This window comes from Phenylobacterium sp., from assembly GCF_016793285.1.
In the GTDB taxonomy this organism is placed as follows: Bacteria; Pseudomonadota; Alphaproteobacteria; order Caulobacterales; family Caulobacteraceae; genus Phenylobacterium.
This window is the reverse complement of sequence record NZ_JAEUMO010000187.1, coordinates 13,113-28,708: the sequence shown is the minus strand read 5'-3', so window position 1 is coordinate 28,708 and position 15,596 is coordinate 13,113. Positions and strand designations below refer to the sequence as shown.

At 73.0% G+C, this 15,596-nt stretch carries 11 protein-coding genes; 5 read left to right on the top strand and 6 right to left on the bottom strand.

Annotated features, from left to right (window positions below; genetic code table 11):
• Both JNL41_RS16445 and JNL41_RS16440 read right to left on the bottom strand, forming a co-directional pair.
• A partial coding sequence (locus JNL41_RS16445) for a hypothetical protein (RefSeq protein WP_293476825.1) occupies positions 1–232 on the bottom strand: 232 nt, incomplete at its 3' end.
• On the bottom strand, positions 229–543 hold the full coding sequence (locus JNL41_RS16440; RefSeq protein WP_293476823.1) for a hypothetical protein: 315 nt from the start codon (positions 541–543) through the stop codon (positions 229–231). The genes JNL41_RS16445 and JNL41_RS16440, both read right to left, overlap by 4 nt.
• Before the next feature lie 169 nt (positions 544–712).
• Here JNL41_RS16440 and JNL41_RS16435 point away from each other — a divergent pair, with 169 nt between their 5' ends.
• The gene (locus JNL41_RS16435) at positions 713–2,137 is read left to right on the top strand and encodes an HWE histidine kinase domain-containing protein (RefSeq protein WP_293476821.1); all 1,425 of its coding nucleotides are present in this window, start codon (positions 713–715) and stop codon (positions 2,135–2,137) included.
• Positions 2,138–2,438: 301 nt separating this feature from the next.
• On the opposite strand, the gene JNL41_RS16430 is transcribed toward JNL41_RS16435, so the two are convergent.
• Complete coding sequence (locus tag JNL41_RS16430; protein ID WP_293476819.1) at positions 2,439–3,647, bottom strand: CaiB/BaiF CoA-transferase family protein; 1,209 nt, start codon at positions 3,645–3,647, stop codon at positions 2,439–2,441.
• Positions 3,648–3,728: 81 nt separating this feature from the next.
• Positions 3,729–4,424, bottom strand: coding sequence for an AcvB/VirJ family lysyl-phosphatidylglycerol hydrolase (locus JNL41_RS16425; protein WP_293476817.1), 696 nt, complete (start codon positions 4,422–4,424; stop codon positions 3,729–3,731).
• 121 nt (positions 4,425–4,545) lie between these two features.
• On the opposite strand from JNL41_RS16425, the gene JNL41_RS16420 reads away from it, so the two are divergent.
• Genes JNL41_RS16420 through JNL41_RS16410 form a run of 3 tightly spaced genes read left to right on the top strand, consistent with a single transcriptional unit; the run spans position 4,546 to position 6,515 of the window.
• The gene (locus tag JNL41_RS16420) at positions 4,546–5,229 is read left to right on the top strand and encodes a fumarylacetoacetate hydrolase family protein (protein ID WP_293476815.1); all 684 of its coding nucleotides are present in this window, start codon (positions 4,546–4,548) and stop codon (positions 5,227–5,229) included.
• Positions 5,226–5,873, top strand: a complete 648-nt coding sequence (gene maiA / locus JNL41_RS16415; protein ID WP_293476813.1) for a maleylacetoacetate isomerase — start codon at positions 5,226–5,228, stop codon at positions 5,871–5,873. Before JNL41_RS16420 ends, maiA begins: the two co-directional genes overlap by 4 nt.
• Before the next feature lie 15 nt (positions 5,874–5,888).
• Positions 5,889–6,515: a carbonic anhydrase gene (locus JNL41_RS16410; RefSeq protein ID WP_293476811.1), complete on the top strand. Its 627-nt coding sequence runs from the start codon at positions 5,889–5,891 to the stop codon at positions 6,513–6,515.
• Here the strand turns inward: JNL41_RS16410 and pbpC are convergent.
• Both pbpC and JNL41_RS16400 read right to left on the bottom strand, forming a co-directional pair.
• Entirely contained in the window at positions 6,512–8,512 is a 2,001-nt protein-coding gene (gene pbpC, locus JNL41_RS16405; protein ID WP_293476827.1) for a penicillin-binding protein 1C, read from the bottom strand. The genes JNL41_RS16410 and pbpC overlap by 4 nt on opposite strands.
• 40 nt (positions 8,513–8,552) lie before the next feature.
• Entirely contained in the window at positions 8,553–13,580 is a 5,028-nt protein-coding gene (locus JNL41_RS16400; protein ID WP_293476809.1) for an alpha-2-macroglobulin, read from the bottom strand.
• Between the two features lie 154 nt (positions 13,581–13,734).
• On the opposite strand from JNL41_RS16400, the gene JNL41_RS16395 reads away from it, so the two are divergent.
• Positions 13,735–15,531 carry a M2 family metallopeptidase gene (locus JNL41_RS16395; RefSeq protein ID WP_293476807.1) on the top strand — a complete coding sequence of 599 codons (1,797 nt, stop codon included), beginning with the start codon at positions 13,735–13,737 and terminating at the stop codon, positions 15,529–15,531.
• Positions 15,532–15,596: the final 65 nt, after the last annotated feature.

Here is a 15,596-nt window from a genome sequence, read left to right as displayed (position 1 = left end):
GCTTCTTCGGCGGCGTGACCGGCCGCGCCGCGACGACCGCCACCACGACGGCCACCAGGGCGAAGACCCCCGCGACGACCGCCGCCGCCCCGGCCGCGGTCAGCCAGGTCAGCGCCAGCGCGTAGACGGCATAGGACGCGGCCACGACGACGACCGCCGCGGCGGCGGCCACGGCGGCGATCGCGGCGGCGAGCCGAAGGATCCGCCGGATGTTCAGGAACTCGAGGTTCAACGCCGCGAGGCTGACGCGAGAAGGAGGCCGATCAGGACCCCCACGCCCAGCGCCGCCCCCGTGGCGGCCAGCGGCCGGGCGCGGATCTGCTCGCTGGCGACGCGGGTCGCCTCGTCGAGCTGTTCGCCCGCCACGTCGGCGTAGACCCGGCTCTGCGCGCGCAGTTGCTCCAGGCCCTGCTGCACGGCGGCTTCGATGCGCTTCGCCGCGTCGGCGATCGCCTTCTGGGCGTCCGCGGTGATCTTCGCGGCCGTGTCGTTCGCAGCCGCAGCCGCATCTTCTGTCGTCAGTTGGCCGGGCTTGGCGGGCATATCGAAATCTCCGGAAAGCAGAGCTGCGCCTTGAACGCAGTGCAACATAGGGCGCCGGGCCGCCCCCGCAAAGGCGCCGCCGCAAAACGCCGACGCAGGACGGCCGCCACAAAATGGAACGCGTTTGGCTGTGGAGCCGCCACGCTGCTCAGCCTATCCTTGCAGGATGATGCGCGATGCGAGAGACGGCTCGGATCGGGATGGCCTCGACCGGAGCCGTCTCGGACTGGCCCTGGACGCCGCCGGCCTCGGCGAGTTCGAGTGGGATCTCGGCCGCCGCGTCTTCGTCGTGAGCGAGCGGATGGCGGCGATCACCGGCATGGCCCCGGGCGAGCTGCTGGTCGACGACAACGATCCGCTCGCCACATACGTGCATCCGGACGACCGGGCGATCACCCGCGCGCGGCGGCGCGAGGCGCTGAAGTCCGGCGACGTCTTCGACGTCACGTTCCGGATGGTCCCGACTCCCGGCGCGCCGCAGCGCTGGCTGCGGATGGCCGGCATCGTCTCGCGGTCCGAGTCCGGCCGCCCGTCGGCGATCACCGGCATCGTGGAGGACATCAGCAAGACCCGCCTCGAGGACGACCAGCGCCAGGCGTTGATGGTCGAGCTGGACCACCGGGTGAAGAACGTGCTGGCCGCCGTCCAGGCGCTGGCCGTGCAGACCGCCAAGCGCACCACCTCGCTGGACGCCTTCCTGACCACCTTCTCCGGGCGCCTGAAGGCGATGGCCTCGGCCAACGAGCTGCTGACCGCCGCCCGCTGGCGCGGCGCCGCCATCGACCACCTGGCCGCCGCCGAGCTGGGCGCCATCGCGCCGGGCCAGACGAGCTGGGAGGGGCCGGAACTCTTCCTGACGCCGCGCGCGGCCAACGCTCTGTCGCTCGCCCTCCACGAACTGGCCACCAACGCGGTGAAGTTCGGGGCGCTGTCGGTCGAGACCGGCCACGTCCACGTGCGCTGGACCGCGCGGCCGGCCGGCGGCTTCGAACTGACATGGACCGAGAGCGGCGGGCCGACCGTGCAGCCGCCGACCCGCCACGGCTTCGGCTCCACCCTGCTGGAACAGGTGACCGGCCGCGAACTGAACGGCGACGCGGCGGTCGAATATCCGCCCGCCGGGGTCCTGGTGCGGCTGCGCGCGGGAGCCCAGGCGATGGCCGACCGGCCCGACGTGGTGCCGGATGTCCCGGGGCAGCGCGTCACCGAGACCGTCGCCACGTCGGTCGGCCCGGCCAGCCTGAGAGGCGCGCGCGTGCTGATCGTGGAGGACGCCGTCCTCCTGGCCCTCGAACTGGAGACCGGACTGTCGGAAGCCGGGGCGGAGGTGATCGGTCCCGCCTACGAGCTCGAAGAGGCGATGGCGCTGCTCGACCGGCCCATCGACGCGGCGGTGCTGGACGCGAACCTGAACGGCCGCTCGGTGACCCCCGTCGCCGAGGTGCTGAGCCAGCGGAACATCCCGTTCGTGTTCGCCACCGGCTACGGCGAGACGGGCGGCGCGCCGGGCGGCTTCGAGGCCCCGGTCATCCGCAAGCCCTACGACGTGACCCAGGTCGCGGCCGCGGTCGCCGAGCTGCTCTCAAAGATCTGATTCTCTTCACCATATTCTGCGTCGGAACGCCGCTGCGGCGAGATCACCCTGAGACAAGGCGCCACCTCGGCTGTGGCGCGGCCGGTCCGTATCAGGACGTCACGAAGGCCCGCGGACGTCCCGCGGGGGCCAGGCCGGTGGCCAGGGGAGATCGCCCGGAACCAGGCGACCCGGACTTCGGCGTTCGGTCCGCGGCATAGGTCGCGGACCGGCCGTCCCAGCCGTCGGGACGTTTCGCCGGGGCGGCGCCGGACCCCGCACCGCCGGACGACCGAAAGCTGGGCCGGCGTCCGGCCGGATCTCAGAGCACGCCGGCGGCGCGCAGCTCCTCGAGCCTCGCCGCCGACAGCCCAGCGCGTTCGGCCAGCACCGCGTCGGTGTGCTCGCCCAGGGCCGGTCCCGGCCAGCGCACCCGCCCCGGCGTCGCCGAGAGCTTCGGGAAGGCGTTCTGCATGCGGATCGGGCCGAAGACGCCGTGGTCGACGGTCACGATCGAGTCCCGCGCGGCGAACTGCGGGTCCTCCAGCATGTCGGGCGCGCGGTAGACGCGGCTGCACGGCACGCCCTTTTCCTCCAGGAGCGCGAGCAGGTCGTCGAGATCGTAGGTGGCCGTCCAGGCCGCGATGATCCCGTCGAGCTCGGTCTGGTTCACGCCGCGGCTGTTGTGGTCGACGAACTTGGGGTCGGTCTTCAGGTCGGGCCGGCCCATCGCCTCGGTCAGGCGGGCGTAGACGTTGTCGCCGTTGCCGCCGATCAGGATCATCTGGCCGTTTTTGCAGGGGTAGGCGTTGGACGGCGCGATGCCGGGCAGCACCGAGCCCGACCGCTCGCGGGTATAGCCGGTGATGTCGTACTCGGTGACGAGGTTCTCCATCACCGCCAGCACGCTCTCGTAGAGCGCCGCGTCGATGACCTGGCCCTGGCCCGTCCGGTCGCGGTGATGCAGCGCCATGGTGATCCCCATCACCGCGTGCATGGCCGCCAGGCTGTCGCCGATGGAGATGCCGGCCCGCGCCGGCGGCCGGTCAGGCTCGCCGGTCACATGGCGCAAGCCGCCCATCGCCTCGCCGATGAGGCCGTAGCCGGCGCGCTGAGAATAGGGTCCCGTCTGACCGAAGCCCGACACGCGGGCCATGATCAGGCGCGGATTGATGGCCGAGAGCGCCTCGTAGCTCATCCCCCACTTTTCCATCGCGCCCGGCCGGAAGTTCTCGATCAGAACGTCGGCCTTGCCGATCAGCGCCTTGGCCAGCGCCTGGCCCTCGGGCTTGCGAAGGTCGATGCCCACCGACTTCTTGTTGCGCCCGATCACCGGCCACCAGGGCGACAGGCCCTTCGGCAGGCTTCGGCCCCACTGGCGCATGGGATCGCCGGTCCTGGGGTCCTCGATCTTGATCACCTCGGCGCCGAAGTCGCCCAGGATCTGGCCGCAGAAGGGGCCGGCGATGAGGGTGCCCATCTCGATGACGACGAGGTCGGAGAGCGGGCCTGCGGGTGCGGTCTCGGTCATGCCCACGCCTTAGCGGGCCTGACGCGGCGTCGTGAAGCCCGTTCTGTTTTGCCCCGCGTCAAATCGGGGATGCAGGGTGGGTCACGGCGGCAGGTTGTCGAGGATGGCGCGGGTCAGCGCGTCGTAGTGGCCGTCGAAGTGGTGGCCGCCGGCCAGGGCGACGCGATGGATCAGTTCGGGCGGCAGGGCGGGGCACGCCGAGGCCCGCTCGCCGGTCCCGTAGACGCACAGCATCGGCCAGCCCTTCATCGCCGCCACCGCCGGCGCCGTCGCGAAGGCGCCCGGCGACGGCCGGCCCAGCCAGCTCGTCGGCCGGAATGACAGCTCGCCCCGCGGTCCCAGCCCGATCAGCGCCACGAGCCTGACCCGGTCGCGCAGGTCGGCCGGCAGATGCGGGACGATCGCCGGCAGGGCGTCGGCGCCGAAGGAGTAGCCGATCAGCATCACGCGCCGGCGGTTCCAGGCGCCCATCTGCCGGCGCAGGGTCGCGGCGAGGTCGGCCGCGGCGCGCTGCGGCGTCCGCGCCGTCCAGAAGTAGAGCGGCGAGCTGTAGCCCACGACCGGCACGCCCCGGCGCGCCAGCCCCTGCGCCAGCCGCTCGTCCAGGGGGCCCCAGCCCCCGTCGCCGGAATAGATCACCGCCAGGGTGTCGCCCGGGGCGACCGCGGCGTCCGCGACCGCGGGCGCGTCGCCGTGGTTCAGCCACGCCGGCCCGGCGACCGCACCGGTCGCGGCGATCACGGCGGCGGCTACGGCGGCGAGGATGGCGATGCGCATGCAGCGCCGATACCAGCGACGCGCGTCAGGCCCCTGGCAGGCGTCCCACAGATTTGTGAGACGCAGAGCCTTCCCTAGGGTGGGGTTCACATCGCCGGCCCATCGGCCTAAACGGCGCGCCATGGCCGAGTTCGCGATTGCGCCGCCGCCCGTTCCCACCGTGCCTGTGGAGGGCGAGACCGGCGGGTTCCCTGTCCGCCGGATTCTCTGCGTCGGGCGCAACTACGCCGCCCACGCACGTGAAATGGGCGCCGACAGCCGCGAGCCGCCGTTCTTCTTCACCAAGCCCGCCGACGCCGTCGTGACGCCGGGCCGCGACCCGGCCTATCCGCCGCGCACGAAGAACCTGCACCACGAGATCGAGCTGGTGGTGGCCATCGGCGCCGCGGGCCGCGAGGTGAGCCCGGACGACGCGCTGGGCCTCGTCTTCGGCTACGCCGTGGGCGTCGACCTCACGCGCCGCGACCTTCAGAACGCAGCCAAGGACAAGGGCCACCCCTGGGACGCCGGCAAGGCGTTCGACGACTCCGCCCCCATCTCCGCCATCCGCCGCGGAAGCACGCCGCCTGCCGGGCGCATCCGGATCTCCGTGAACGGAACCGTGAAGCAGGAGGGCCTGATCGGCGACATGATCTGGAACGTGGCCGAGATCGTCGCCGAGGCCTCGAAGCTGTGGGCGCTGGCGCCCGGCGACCTGATCTACACCGGCACGCCCGAGGGTGTCGGCCCGCTGGTCCCCGGCGACAACGTCGAGGGCGAGGTCGAGGGCGTGGGGCGGATCGCCTTCACGGTGGCGGCCCCGTGACCTGGACGCTGCACTCCGCCTGGCGCGCCGGCGCGCCCTACCGCGTGCGCATCGGGCTGAACCTCAAGGGCTGCGCCTACGACTACGCCGCCGTCGACCTGATCCGCGGCGACCAGCGCGAGCCGGCCTATCGCGCCGTGAACCCCCAGGGCCTCACCCCCGCGCTGACCCTCGACGACAGGACCGTGCTGGCTCAGAGCCTCGCCATCCTGGAGTGGCTGGAAGAGACGGTTCCCGAGCCCGCGATCCTGCCGGCCGCGCCGCTGGATCGTGCGATGGTGCGGCGGATGGCCGGGATCGTCGCCTGCGACATCCATCCGCTGAACAACACCCGCGTCGGCCGATACCTCCAGCTCGAGATGGGCCGCTCGCAGGAGGACTACGTCGCCTGGATGAAGCACTGGATCGCCGAGGGCTTCGACGCGCTGGAGCCTCTGGTGGCCCGGCACGGCGGTCGATTCTCGTTCGGCGACCGGCCGACCATCGCCGACTGCTGCCTCATCCCGCAGGTCTACGGTGCGGAGCGCTGGGGGGTCGGCCTCGCGCCCTATCCCGCCATCGCCGGCGTCGCCGCGCGGGCCGCCGAACACCCGGCCTTCGCCGCCGCCCATCCCGACCGGCAACCCGACGCGGTGACCGCCTGATGCGCCAAGAATCCCATGCCTAAGACCCTCGAAGACCTCAAGATCCGCAACAAGGCCTGGGCGGCCGGCAAGGTCGCCGCCGATCCCGGCTTCTTCCGCCGCCTGGAGGGCCAGCAGGCGCCCGAGTACCTGTGGATCGGCTGCTCCGACAGCCGCGTGCCCGCCAACGAGATCGTCGGCCTCGACCCCGGCGAGCTGTTCGTCCACCGCAACGTGGCCAACCTCGCCCCGCCGCAGGACGCCAACTACCTGTCGGTGCTCCAGTTCGCGGTCGAGGTGCTGAAGGTGAAGCACATCCTCGTCGTGGGCCACTACGGCTGCGGCGGCGTGGCCGCGGCGGTCGACGGCCAGCGGCGGGGGATGGTCGACCACTGGCTGCACCCGATCCGCGAGGTCCACCACGAGCACCGCCACGAGCTGGAGGCCATCGACGGCGACAAGGCCAGGTGGGACCGCCTGGTCGAACTGAACGTCATCCGCCAGGTGAGGAACGTCGCCTCGGACGTCTTCGTCATGGAGGCCTGGAAACGCGGCCAGCCCCTCTGCGTCCACGGCTGGGTCTACACCCTGGGCACCGGCATCGTGACCGACCTCGACGTCACCGTGGCGGGCCCGGAAGACCTCGACGAGTACGTCGACTAACCGCCCCTGACCCGCACCCGGGCCTGGGCGCGGCGGCCCTCCGGGTCCACCACCGTCACCCGGTAGAAGCCGGGCCCGGGCGGCCGCCAGATCGGCCGCCCGCTCAGGGGATCGAGCGCGACCGGCGTTCCGTCCACGTACCAGGAGAGCCGCGCGCCGCTGGCGGCCAGGGACAGGCCGCGGGCGGACGGGCCGTAGCCATCGACCTGCACCGCCGCCCCGTCGGGCGGGAAGATCATCTTCGGGCCTTCGCCGGCGGCCTCCAGGGTGCGCAGCGCCGGCGGGGCCGCGCGAGGCGCGATGGGCGGCGGCGCGGCGGGCGTGGTCCCGATCGCGTCGGCCACCTGGAAGAGGAGCGGAAGGGCCGAGTCGCGGCCCGTGACCCCGCCCCGCGCGCCGCCGTCCGGCCGACCGGTCCAGACCACCACCGCGTAGCCACCGACCACGCCGGCCGCCAGCGCATCGCGGAAGCCGTAGGAGGTGCCGGTCTTGAACGCCATCGCCGGCCGTCCGCGCAGCAGCGCCGCCGGGCCCGCGCCGGCCGGCGGCGGCGTCTCGCGCAGGATGTCGATCACCTGCCGGGCGGCCTCGGCGCGGACCAGGCGGCGGCCGGCCTCGCGCCGCACGCGCACCGCATCGCGCTCGGTCCACGCCAGCGGCTTGGCGATCCCGCCGTCGCCCAGCGCGGCGTAGAGCACGGCCAGGTCCCGCAGGCTGACGCCCACGCCGCCCAGCGCCAGCGCCAGCCCCGGCGCACGGGTCTCGGCGCGCGGCCGCTCCAGGGTGACGCCGGCCGCAGCGAGCCGCGTCTCGAACGCCTCGGGCCCCACGCTCGCCAGCGTCGCCACGGCCGGCACGTTCAGCGACTGGGTCAGCGCCTCGCGCGCGGTCACCTTGCCGTGGAAGGTGCGGTCGAAGTTCTCGGGCTGGTAGTCGGCGAAGCGCACGCGGGCATCGTCGATCTGGGTGTCGGGCGCGGCGATCCCGTCCTCGAAGGCGAAGGCGTAGATGAAGGGCTTCAGCGCCGAGCCGGGCGAGCGGCGCGCGCGGGTCATGTCGATCCAGCCGCCCTGGGTGTCGCGCCCCGACGAGCCCACGGCGCCGCGCACCGCCCGCCCGTCGATCTCCACGACCAGGATCGCCGCCGTGGTCGACCCGCCCTCGGCCCGCGCCGTCGCCGCCGCCAGCTCCTCCAGCCGCGCCTGCAACCGCGCGTCCAGGGTCGAGACCACGGTCGGCGTGAGCGTCGGCGCCGCCGCGGCCAGCTCGCCCGCGGCGTGCCAGGCGCGGGCCGGGAAGACGCTGCGGCCCGGTAGCGGATCGGCGCCCGCCTCCTTCGCCGCCGGCGCCGCCAGCCGGCCCATCCGCACGAACCGGGCCAGCACCGCGTCGCGCGCCGCCCTGGCCGCCGCCGGCCGCCGGTCGGGCCGCCGCGCCTCGGGCGACTGGGGCAGCGCGATCAGCAGCGCCTGCTCGGCGTCGGTCAGGCCCTCGGGCTCGTGGCCGAAGTACGAGAGGCTGGCCGCCCGCACGCCCTCCAGGTTCCCACCGTAGGGCGCCAGCGTCAGGTACATCGCCAGGATCTCGCGCTTGGAGAACCGGGCCTCCAGTTGCAGCGCGCGCGCCATCTCGATCAGCTTCGAGCCGACCGTCCGCGGCCGCGGCTCCAGCAGCCGCGCCGTCTGCATGGTGATCGTCGAGGCGCCCGAGGTCGCGTGTCCCCGCACCGCCGCCGACCCCACCGCCCGGGCCAGCGCCGCCGGGTCGACGCCCGGATGGATCCAGAACCGCGCATCCTCGGCCGCCACCACGCGCCGCAGGAACTCCGGATCGGTCCGCGCGAGGTCGGCCCTGAGCCGCCACCGCCCGTCCTCCACCGGCAGCGCCCGCAGCCAAGCGCCCCGCCGATCCAGCACCACCGGCGACGACCGCCCGGCCCGCGTCAGGTCGGGCGGCGACGCGATGTCCGCCGCCGCGACCACGATCTGGAACGCCATGAGGCCCAGCAGCCCCAGCACGAGCCGGCGTTGCGCCACTTCAGGCCCCCGGCGCGATCGAGGTGCGGCGCGGCGCCGTGCGGGCGGCGACGCCGGGGCGGTACATGTCGCGCGCCTCGACGCCGGGCAGCAGGAAGTCGCCGGGCGTCACCGCCCGCGCCACGTAGGCGAAGGCGAACGCGCCGTTCCCCTCCACCTGGGCGGCGGCCACGTAGCGGTCGTCGCGCGCCTCCTGCGCCGAGGCGGAGGTCAGCTTGCCCAGGAAGCCGAACGGCCCGCCCTTGGCGTCGTCGGGGCCCAGCACCGTCTCGATCTCGAACCCCGCCGGCAAGGGGTCGTCCACCACCAGCGGCAGGCCGCGGGCCTGCTGCGAGCGGCCGGAGATGCGCACGATGACCCGGTCGCCCTGGCGCACCGCCGCCGGGTCCACGGGCTGGCCGCGCAGGGTGAACATCGTCTTCGACACCGAGAGGCCGCTGGCCGAGGCCGCCGGCGCCGCGATGGGCGCGCCGGTCACCGTCACGGTCCGCCAGACCCCGCCCTTCCCCGCGTTCAGGAACCGCGCGTCGATCAGCCGCCCGACGGACCAGCGCGGCGCGCCCCCCGCCGGCGACATCTGGGTGACCCCGCTCGCCTGGATGGCCGGCCGGCCCGAAGCCGCGAGCATGAAGTGCGCCGCCTGCAACAGCCGCGCCTGCTCCTGGGTGTTCAGCGCGTCGGGGTCCTTGACCGCGTTCTCCAGGCGCGTCTGCAAGGCCCGCGCGGTCCCCGGCTCGCCCGCCTCGTAGGCCAGCGCGATGACGCCGGCGAGGTCGCGGAGCGGGCTCTGATACCAGTCCCAGCGCGCCTTGTAGCCCAGCGCGGCGGTGGCCTCGCGGAAGGCGGCGCGGGCGCGGGCGCGGTCGCCCATCAGCGCGAGGCCGGTGGCGACCTGGGCGCGGGCGAGCGGCGAGGCCTCGTCCTTCATCTGCACGTCGTTCCACCAGCGCAGCCGGGCCAGGTCGCCGCGGCCCGCCTTGGCCAGCACATAGAGCGCGTAGGCCGAGGCGCGCCGGCGCATCACCCGCGTCTCCTTCTCCGACTGCTCGGGCGTGGCGGCCCACCAGCCGGGATAGTCCATGCGGTACGACAGGCTCGAGTAGCCGTCGGGCTTGGAGATCTCGCGCATGGCGAAGAGCGCCCGGTCCATCGCCGCCTGCGACACCGGCGCGCCCTGCCGGCGGGCCTCGACCAGGAAGTCGGTGACGTAGGCGCCGATCCAGGGATCGGCCTCGCCGTCGCCGACGCTCCAGAGCCCGAACGCCCCGTCCAGGCTCTGGCGGTCCAGCAGCTTGCCGACCGCCGTGTTCAGCGCCGGCGTCGCGCGTCGGAGCTTGGGGTCGATCTCGGCGCCGTAGAGCAGCGGATAGGCGCCCGACACCAGTTGCTCTGTGCAGCCGTAGGGATAGCGCGAGAGCGAGGCGGCGATCGGCGCCGGGTCGAAGCCGCGGAACGGCGAATAGCTCACCTGCATCGTCGCGTCGCCGGCCGCCAGACCGGCCAGCAGGGCGGCGGCGGGCGTATAGGTCTCGCCCGGCTGCTGCAGCACGGTCGTGGTGCGCGTGACGCGGCCCCAGCCCAGCCGGCTCTGGATCGGCAGGTCGCGGGCGGTCGTGAAGCCCGGGCCGCTGACGCGGAAGCTCACCGCCCCCACGCCGGCGCGCCGCGGCGCGTCGAACGCCACGCGCTCGGTCGTGCGCTGGCCCAGCGGCAGGCGGAACAGGCGCGTGAGGTTCGCCAGGAACCCGCCCTTGCCCGCGACGCTGGCCGTATAGTCGCCCGGCTTGCCCTCCAGATTGTGCAGTTCCAGCGTCGCCAGCGCCCGGTCGCCCGGGGCCATGAACCGCGGCAGGTTCAGCTCGGCCACCACCGGCTCGCGCACGGTCAGCGGCTTCGAGGCGCCGCCCACCGCATCGTCGGTCCACGCCACCGCCATGAGCCTCAGTTCGCCGTTCAGGTCGGGCGCCGGCAGGTGGATCGTCGCGCGGCCCAGCCGGTCGGTCTCGATCACGCCGGACCACAGGGCCACGGTGCGGATCGGCGTGGTCGTCAGCCCCTCGCCGCCGATCTCGTCGGCGCCGAAGTTCACGTTGGCCGGCGCGCCCAGGTTCGGGTCCAGCAGGCGACCGTAGTCGTCGCGCAGGTCGACGCGCAGCGCGCGCTTGCCGAAGTACCACTTCACCGGGTCGGGGCTCTGGAACCTGGTGAGCCGCAGGATCCCCTCGTCCACCGCCGCCACGGTGACGCGCACCTTCGCGCCGACCGGCTGGCCCTTGATGGTCAGCGGCACGTCGAGCCTGGCCTTCGCATGCTGCTTCGTCGGCGTTCCGATATCCACCGCCAGCTTCCGGTCCTTCGGGTCCAGCGGCACGTAGACGACGCCGAGCGCGCGGCCGGGCTTCGGCGAGCTCACCGCGTCGCGCGGCTGGATCACGCTGACCAGAATATACGCCCCGCCGCCCCAGGCCGCGGTCGACTTCAGTCGCACCGTGCCGCCCGCCGCGGTCATAGGGACGCTCTTGAAGTCAACGATGCGGTCGGTGGCGACGGCGATCTGCGCCTCGCCCGCATAGGGCGGCTTCAGGGTGATCTCGACCGTATCGCCCTGCCGGTAGGCCTTGATCCCGGCGCTCACGCGGACGAGGTCGGGCGCGTCGACGTCCTTCGCCGGCTCGCCCCAGCCCGAGGCGAAGCGGATGACGCTGACCGCGCCGCCGGGTCCCTCCATCTCCAGGCGATAGTCGCCCCAGCCGAGGCGGCGCTGGACCCTGGCGCTGCCGCCCGCCGGGATGTTCAGCGTCCCGCGCTGCACGGCGACGTCGCGGCTGGAACGCCGCCACTGCCAGCGCCCGTCCTGCTGGAACCAGTCGTAGGTCCACGCCTCCTTGATGAGCGTGTAGGTCACCCCCTCCTGCGCGCGCCGCCGGCCATAGGGATCGACCGCGATGATCTCGGCGCTGACGACCGGCTCGGTCCCGCCCGAGGCGACGCCCTGGTCGATCCTGGCGCCCAGGTAGTAGGCCGCCGGCCGCACCTTGAAGGTCGTCCCCTCGCGCACCGGCCGCCCGCCCGGCTCGAACACGGACGTGACCACCGCGGCTTCCAGCGGCTGGGTCGCCCCCTGCGCCGCGGCCGACGACAGGTGGACCACCGCGCGGCCCTCGCCGTCGGTGACGGTGGTCTCCAGGTCCAGGAACTGCTCCTCGAAGGGCGTCCGCTGGTCGCCCCACTGGTAGCCCTTGAACTGCGGGAAGGGGTCGGCGTCGACGCGCAGCCTGGCCTCGCCCTGGGTCTGCAGGCCCGCGCCCGCCGCGCCGTAGAGGAAGCGCGCCGCGACGTCGATCGCCCGCACCTCGTCGCCGCGCAGCGGGACCTGCTCGTCGCCCTTGGCCGTCACCTCCAGCCGCTGCGGGGCGAAGTCCTCGACCGCGAAGGCGAGTTCGCCCGCCGGCTGCTCGACGCCGTCGATCTCGACAGTGGCGCGCCAGCGGCCCCGCGGCGCGCTCCTCGGCAGGACCACGCTGGCGGCGGCCGAGCCGTAGGGGGTCTTCTCGAACCCGTAGCGGATCAGCTCCACGCCCGAGGGCCGGCGCACCACGATGTAGCCCTTGCGTTCCTTCACCGCGCGGGCCTCGCGGTCGCGCAGCAGGGCGTTGAGGCGCACCGTCTCGCCGGGCCGATAGACCCCGCGGTCGGCGTAGATGTAGGCGTCGACCGGGCCGGCGCCGCCGTCGTTCTCGTTGCGTCCGCCGATGCCTTCGCGCGACAGGTCCACCGGCGCGCGGTCGAGGTCCAGCACCGCCAGGTCGCCCTGCGGGCCGTAGACCATCACCATCTTGGCGCGCTCGGCCGCCTTGCCTTCCAGCAGCGGCTTGTCGAAGCGCGCCCGGCCCGAGGCGTCCGAGCGCGTCTCGGCCAGGTCCTCGCCGTTGCTGGCCACCAGCGCCACGCGCAGGTTCGAGAGCGTCTTGGCCGACTTCAGCGACCGCACCACCACGTCGAGCCCGTCCGAGCCCTGGTACGCCGTCATCGCCATGTCGGTGAACATCACCCAGCGCCGCGCCTGCGCGGGCGGGTCGTCGTCGTAGCCGTCGTCGTCTCCGCCGGCCTTGAGTCCGCGCGGGCCCGAGGCGTCCTTCGCCTTGATGACGTAGCCGCCGGGCTGCATCTCCTTCAGCACCGCGCCCAGCGGGAAGACGGTCGTCACCCGCTCGCCCGGCCGCCCGCGCACCGCCACGTCGCCCTTCCAGATCAGCCGGCCTTCGCCCCGCGGCGTGTCGTCGCCGTAGTTGTCGGCGTACTCGCCCTCGCCGGTCGGATCGGGCGCGCTGATCGACTTGCGCACCAGGTTGCGGTCGACGACGCGCCAGACCTCGATGTGCAGGCGGCTGACGTTGACGGTCTCCAGGCCCACGCCGTCGGCGTCCTCCCGCGGCAGGATCACGCCCAGGCCCGCGAAGCCGACATAGGGCGGCTTCTCGCTGGACGCGAAGGCCACCTCGTAGTTGCGCGCGAGCTTCGCGCCGCCGACCCCCGGCAGGCCCTTCAGCAGGGTCACGGTGCGGTCGACGAAACCGATGCCGCCGACGCAGAGTTCGTCGCCCTTCACCGTCACGGCGGGCCGGTTCGCCAGCGCCGGCGAGACCGTCACGTAGTCGCCATACGACCGCGCCGCGTCCAGCGCCTGGCTCATGCGGATGCAGGCGCGCGGCTCGTTCCCGGCGACGTCGAAGCGCGAAGTCCAGACCGCGAAGCCCGCCGGCTTCGGCACGCCGCGGCGGCGCGCGTCGGCCCCGCGCGGCTTGCCGAAGAGGCCCCAGGACGGTCCGGCCGACGGATCGCCCGCGGCCGCCACGGTGGGTCGGCCGAAGCCGTTCACGGCGACCGTCGCGGCCACCCCGCCGCCGAACGCGGCCAGGGCCACGAGGCCCGCCACGGCGAGCGACGTCTGGCGCTTGAAGACGCCGGGTACGCGGTCGCGCCAGGACGGCGCCGCGCCCTCGGAATCCGACCCGCCGCCGACCGACATGACACCCTCCGGGACAAGCTACGCAAACGATGGGACGCGCCCGGCGGGGGCGCCGTCAATGGGCGCCGGGCGCTTGACGACGAAGGTTTTGCAGGCGTTGCATGGGCCACACGCCGCGCTCAGGGCGCGCATCAGGAAACACCCGGAAATAACAATGAAATCAATGCTTCTGGCCGCCAGTGCGGCCGCCGCGCTTTGGACCGCCACGCCCGCCGCCGCCCAGGCGCCCACAGGCCTGGACGCCAAGGCCTTCATCGAGCGGGCCGAAAGCCGGCTCGCCGCGATGAACGAATACGCCAACCGCGCCCAGTGGGTGCGCGCCAACTTCATCACCGAGGACAGCCAGTGGATCGAGGCGAAGGTGGGCGGCGAGCAGAAGGAGCTCTTCACCGAGCTCGCCAAGGAGGCCACGAAGTTCGACGGCGTCCAGACCGACGCGGCCACGCGGCGCAAGCTGAAGCTGCTCAAGCTCTACCTGTCGCTGCCGGCGCCTGACCGCCCGGGCGCGGCCGCCGAGGTGGCGGGCCTCGCGACCAAGCTCGACAGCATCTACTCGACCGGCAAGTTCCGGTACGGCGGCAAGACGCTGACCCTCAACGACGCCGAGGACATCCTTGCCGACAGCCGCGACCCGGCCGCGCTGAAGGCCGCATGGGAAGGCTGGCACTCGATCTCACCGGTCATGAAGGCCGACTACGCCAGGCTCGCCGCCCTGCTGAACGAAGGCTCCCGGGGCATGGGCTTCAAGGACACCGGCGCGCTCTGGCGCTCGGGCTACGACATGGAGCCCGACGCCTTCGCCGCCGAGGAGGACCGCCTGTGGAAGCAGGTGGAGCCGTTCTACAAGCAGCTCCATTGCTACGTCCGCTCGCGCCTGAACGCCCAGTACGGCGACGCCGTCCAGCCGAAGACGGGCCCGATCCGCGCCGACCTCCTGGGCAACATGTGGGCCCAGCAGTGGGGCCACATCTACGACGTGGTCCAGCCGAAGGGCGTGACCAGCAGCTACAGCCTCGACAAGCTGCTCGTCGACAAGGGCTATGACGCGGTCAGGATGGTGAAGACCGGCGAGGGCTTCTACACCTCGCTCGGCCTCGAGCCCCTCCCGCAGACCTTCTGGGAACGCTCGCTGATCGTCCGGCCGCGCGACCGGGAGGTCGTCTGCCACGCCTCGGCCTGGGATCTCGACGACAAGGACGACATCCGCATCAAGATGTGTACGAAGGTGAACGCGGAGGACTTCCAGACCGTCCACCACGAACTGGGCCACAACTTCTACCAGCGCGCCTATGCCGGCCAGCCGTTCCTGTTCAAGAACGGCGCGAACGACGGCTTCCACGAGGCCATCGGCGACTTCGTCGGCCTCTCGGCCTTCACGCCCACCTACCTGAAGCAGATCGGCCTGATCGACACCGTGCCGGGCGAGGCCGAGGACATCCCGTTCCTGCTGAAGATGGCGCTCGACAAGATCGCCTTCATGCCGTTCGGCCTGATGGTCGACAAGTGGCGCTGGCAGGTGTTCGACGGCTCGGTCGACCCGGCCCACTACAACGAGGCCTGGTGGGCGCTGAAGCTGAAGTACCAGGGCCTGACGCCGCCCGGTCCGCGCCCCGCCGACGCCTTCGACCCCGGCGCGAAGTACCACGTGGCCGCCGGCGTGCCCTACGCCCGCTACTTCATGGCCCACGTCTACGAGTTCCAGTTCCAGCGCGCGGCCTGCGCGCAGTCGGGCTGGAAGGGCCCGCTGCACCGTTGCTCGATCTACGGCCAGAAGCAGGTCGGCGAAAAGCTGAACGCGATGCTCCAGGCCGGGCAGTCGCAGCCCTGGCCAGAGACGCTGAAGGTCTTCACCGGCGAAAGCCGCGCCGACGCCAGCGCCGTCGTGGAGTACTTCAAGCCCCTCGAAGGCTGGCTGGCGAAGCAGAACAAGGGCCAGCAGTGCGGGTGGTAGGCCAGGTAGCGCCTCACCTCCCCCATCGCGGCAGCGGCGGCGGGGGAGGTGAAGGCGAGTTCGCG

Bases quoted from the DNA above. Each gene is read 5' to 3' on its own strand.
- JNL41_RS16430 (WP_293476819.1), bottom strand. From the start codon at position 3,647: ATGACCGAGACCGCACCCGCAGGCCCGCTCTCCGACCTCGTCGTCATC.
- JNL41_RS16410 (WP_293476811.1), top strand. From the start codon at position 5,889: ATGCCTAAGACCCTCGAAGACCTCAAGATCCGCAACAAGGCCTGGGCG.
- JNL41_RS16420 (WP_293476815.1), top strand. From the start codon at position 4,546: ATGGCCGAGTTCGCGATTGCGCCGCCGCCCGTTCCCACCGTGCCTGTG.
- pbpC (WP_293476827.1), bottom strand. From the start codon at position 8,512: ATGGCGTTCCAGATCGTGGTCGCGGCGGCGGACATCGCGTCGCCGCCC.
- JNL41_RS16440 (WP_293476823.1), bottom strand. From the start codon at position 543: ATGCCCGCCAAGCCCGGCCAACTGACGACAGAAGATGCGGCTGCGGCT.
- JNL41_RS16400 (WP_293476809.1), bottom strand. From the start codon at position 13,580: ATGTCGGTCGGCGGCGGGTCGGATTCCGAGGGCGCGGCGCCGTCCTGG.
- JNL41_RS16425 (WP_293476817.1), bottom strand. From the start codon at position 4,424: ATGCGCATCGCCATCCTCGCCGCCGTAGCCGCCGCCGTGATCGCCGCG.
- JNL41_RS16435 (WP_293476821.1), top strand. From the start codon at position 713: ATGCGCGATGCGAGAGACGGCTCGGATCGGGATGGCCTCGACCGGAGC.
- JNL41_RS16395 (WP_293476807.1), top strand. From the start codon at position 13,735: ATGAAATCAATGCTTCTGGCCGCCAGTGCGGCCGCCGCGCTTTGGACC.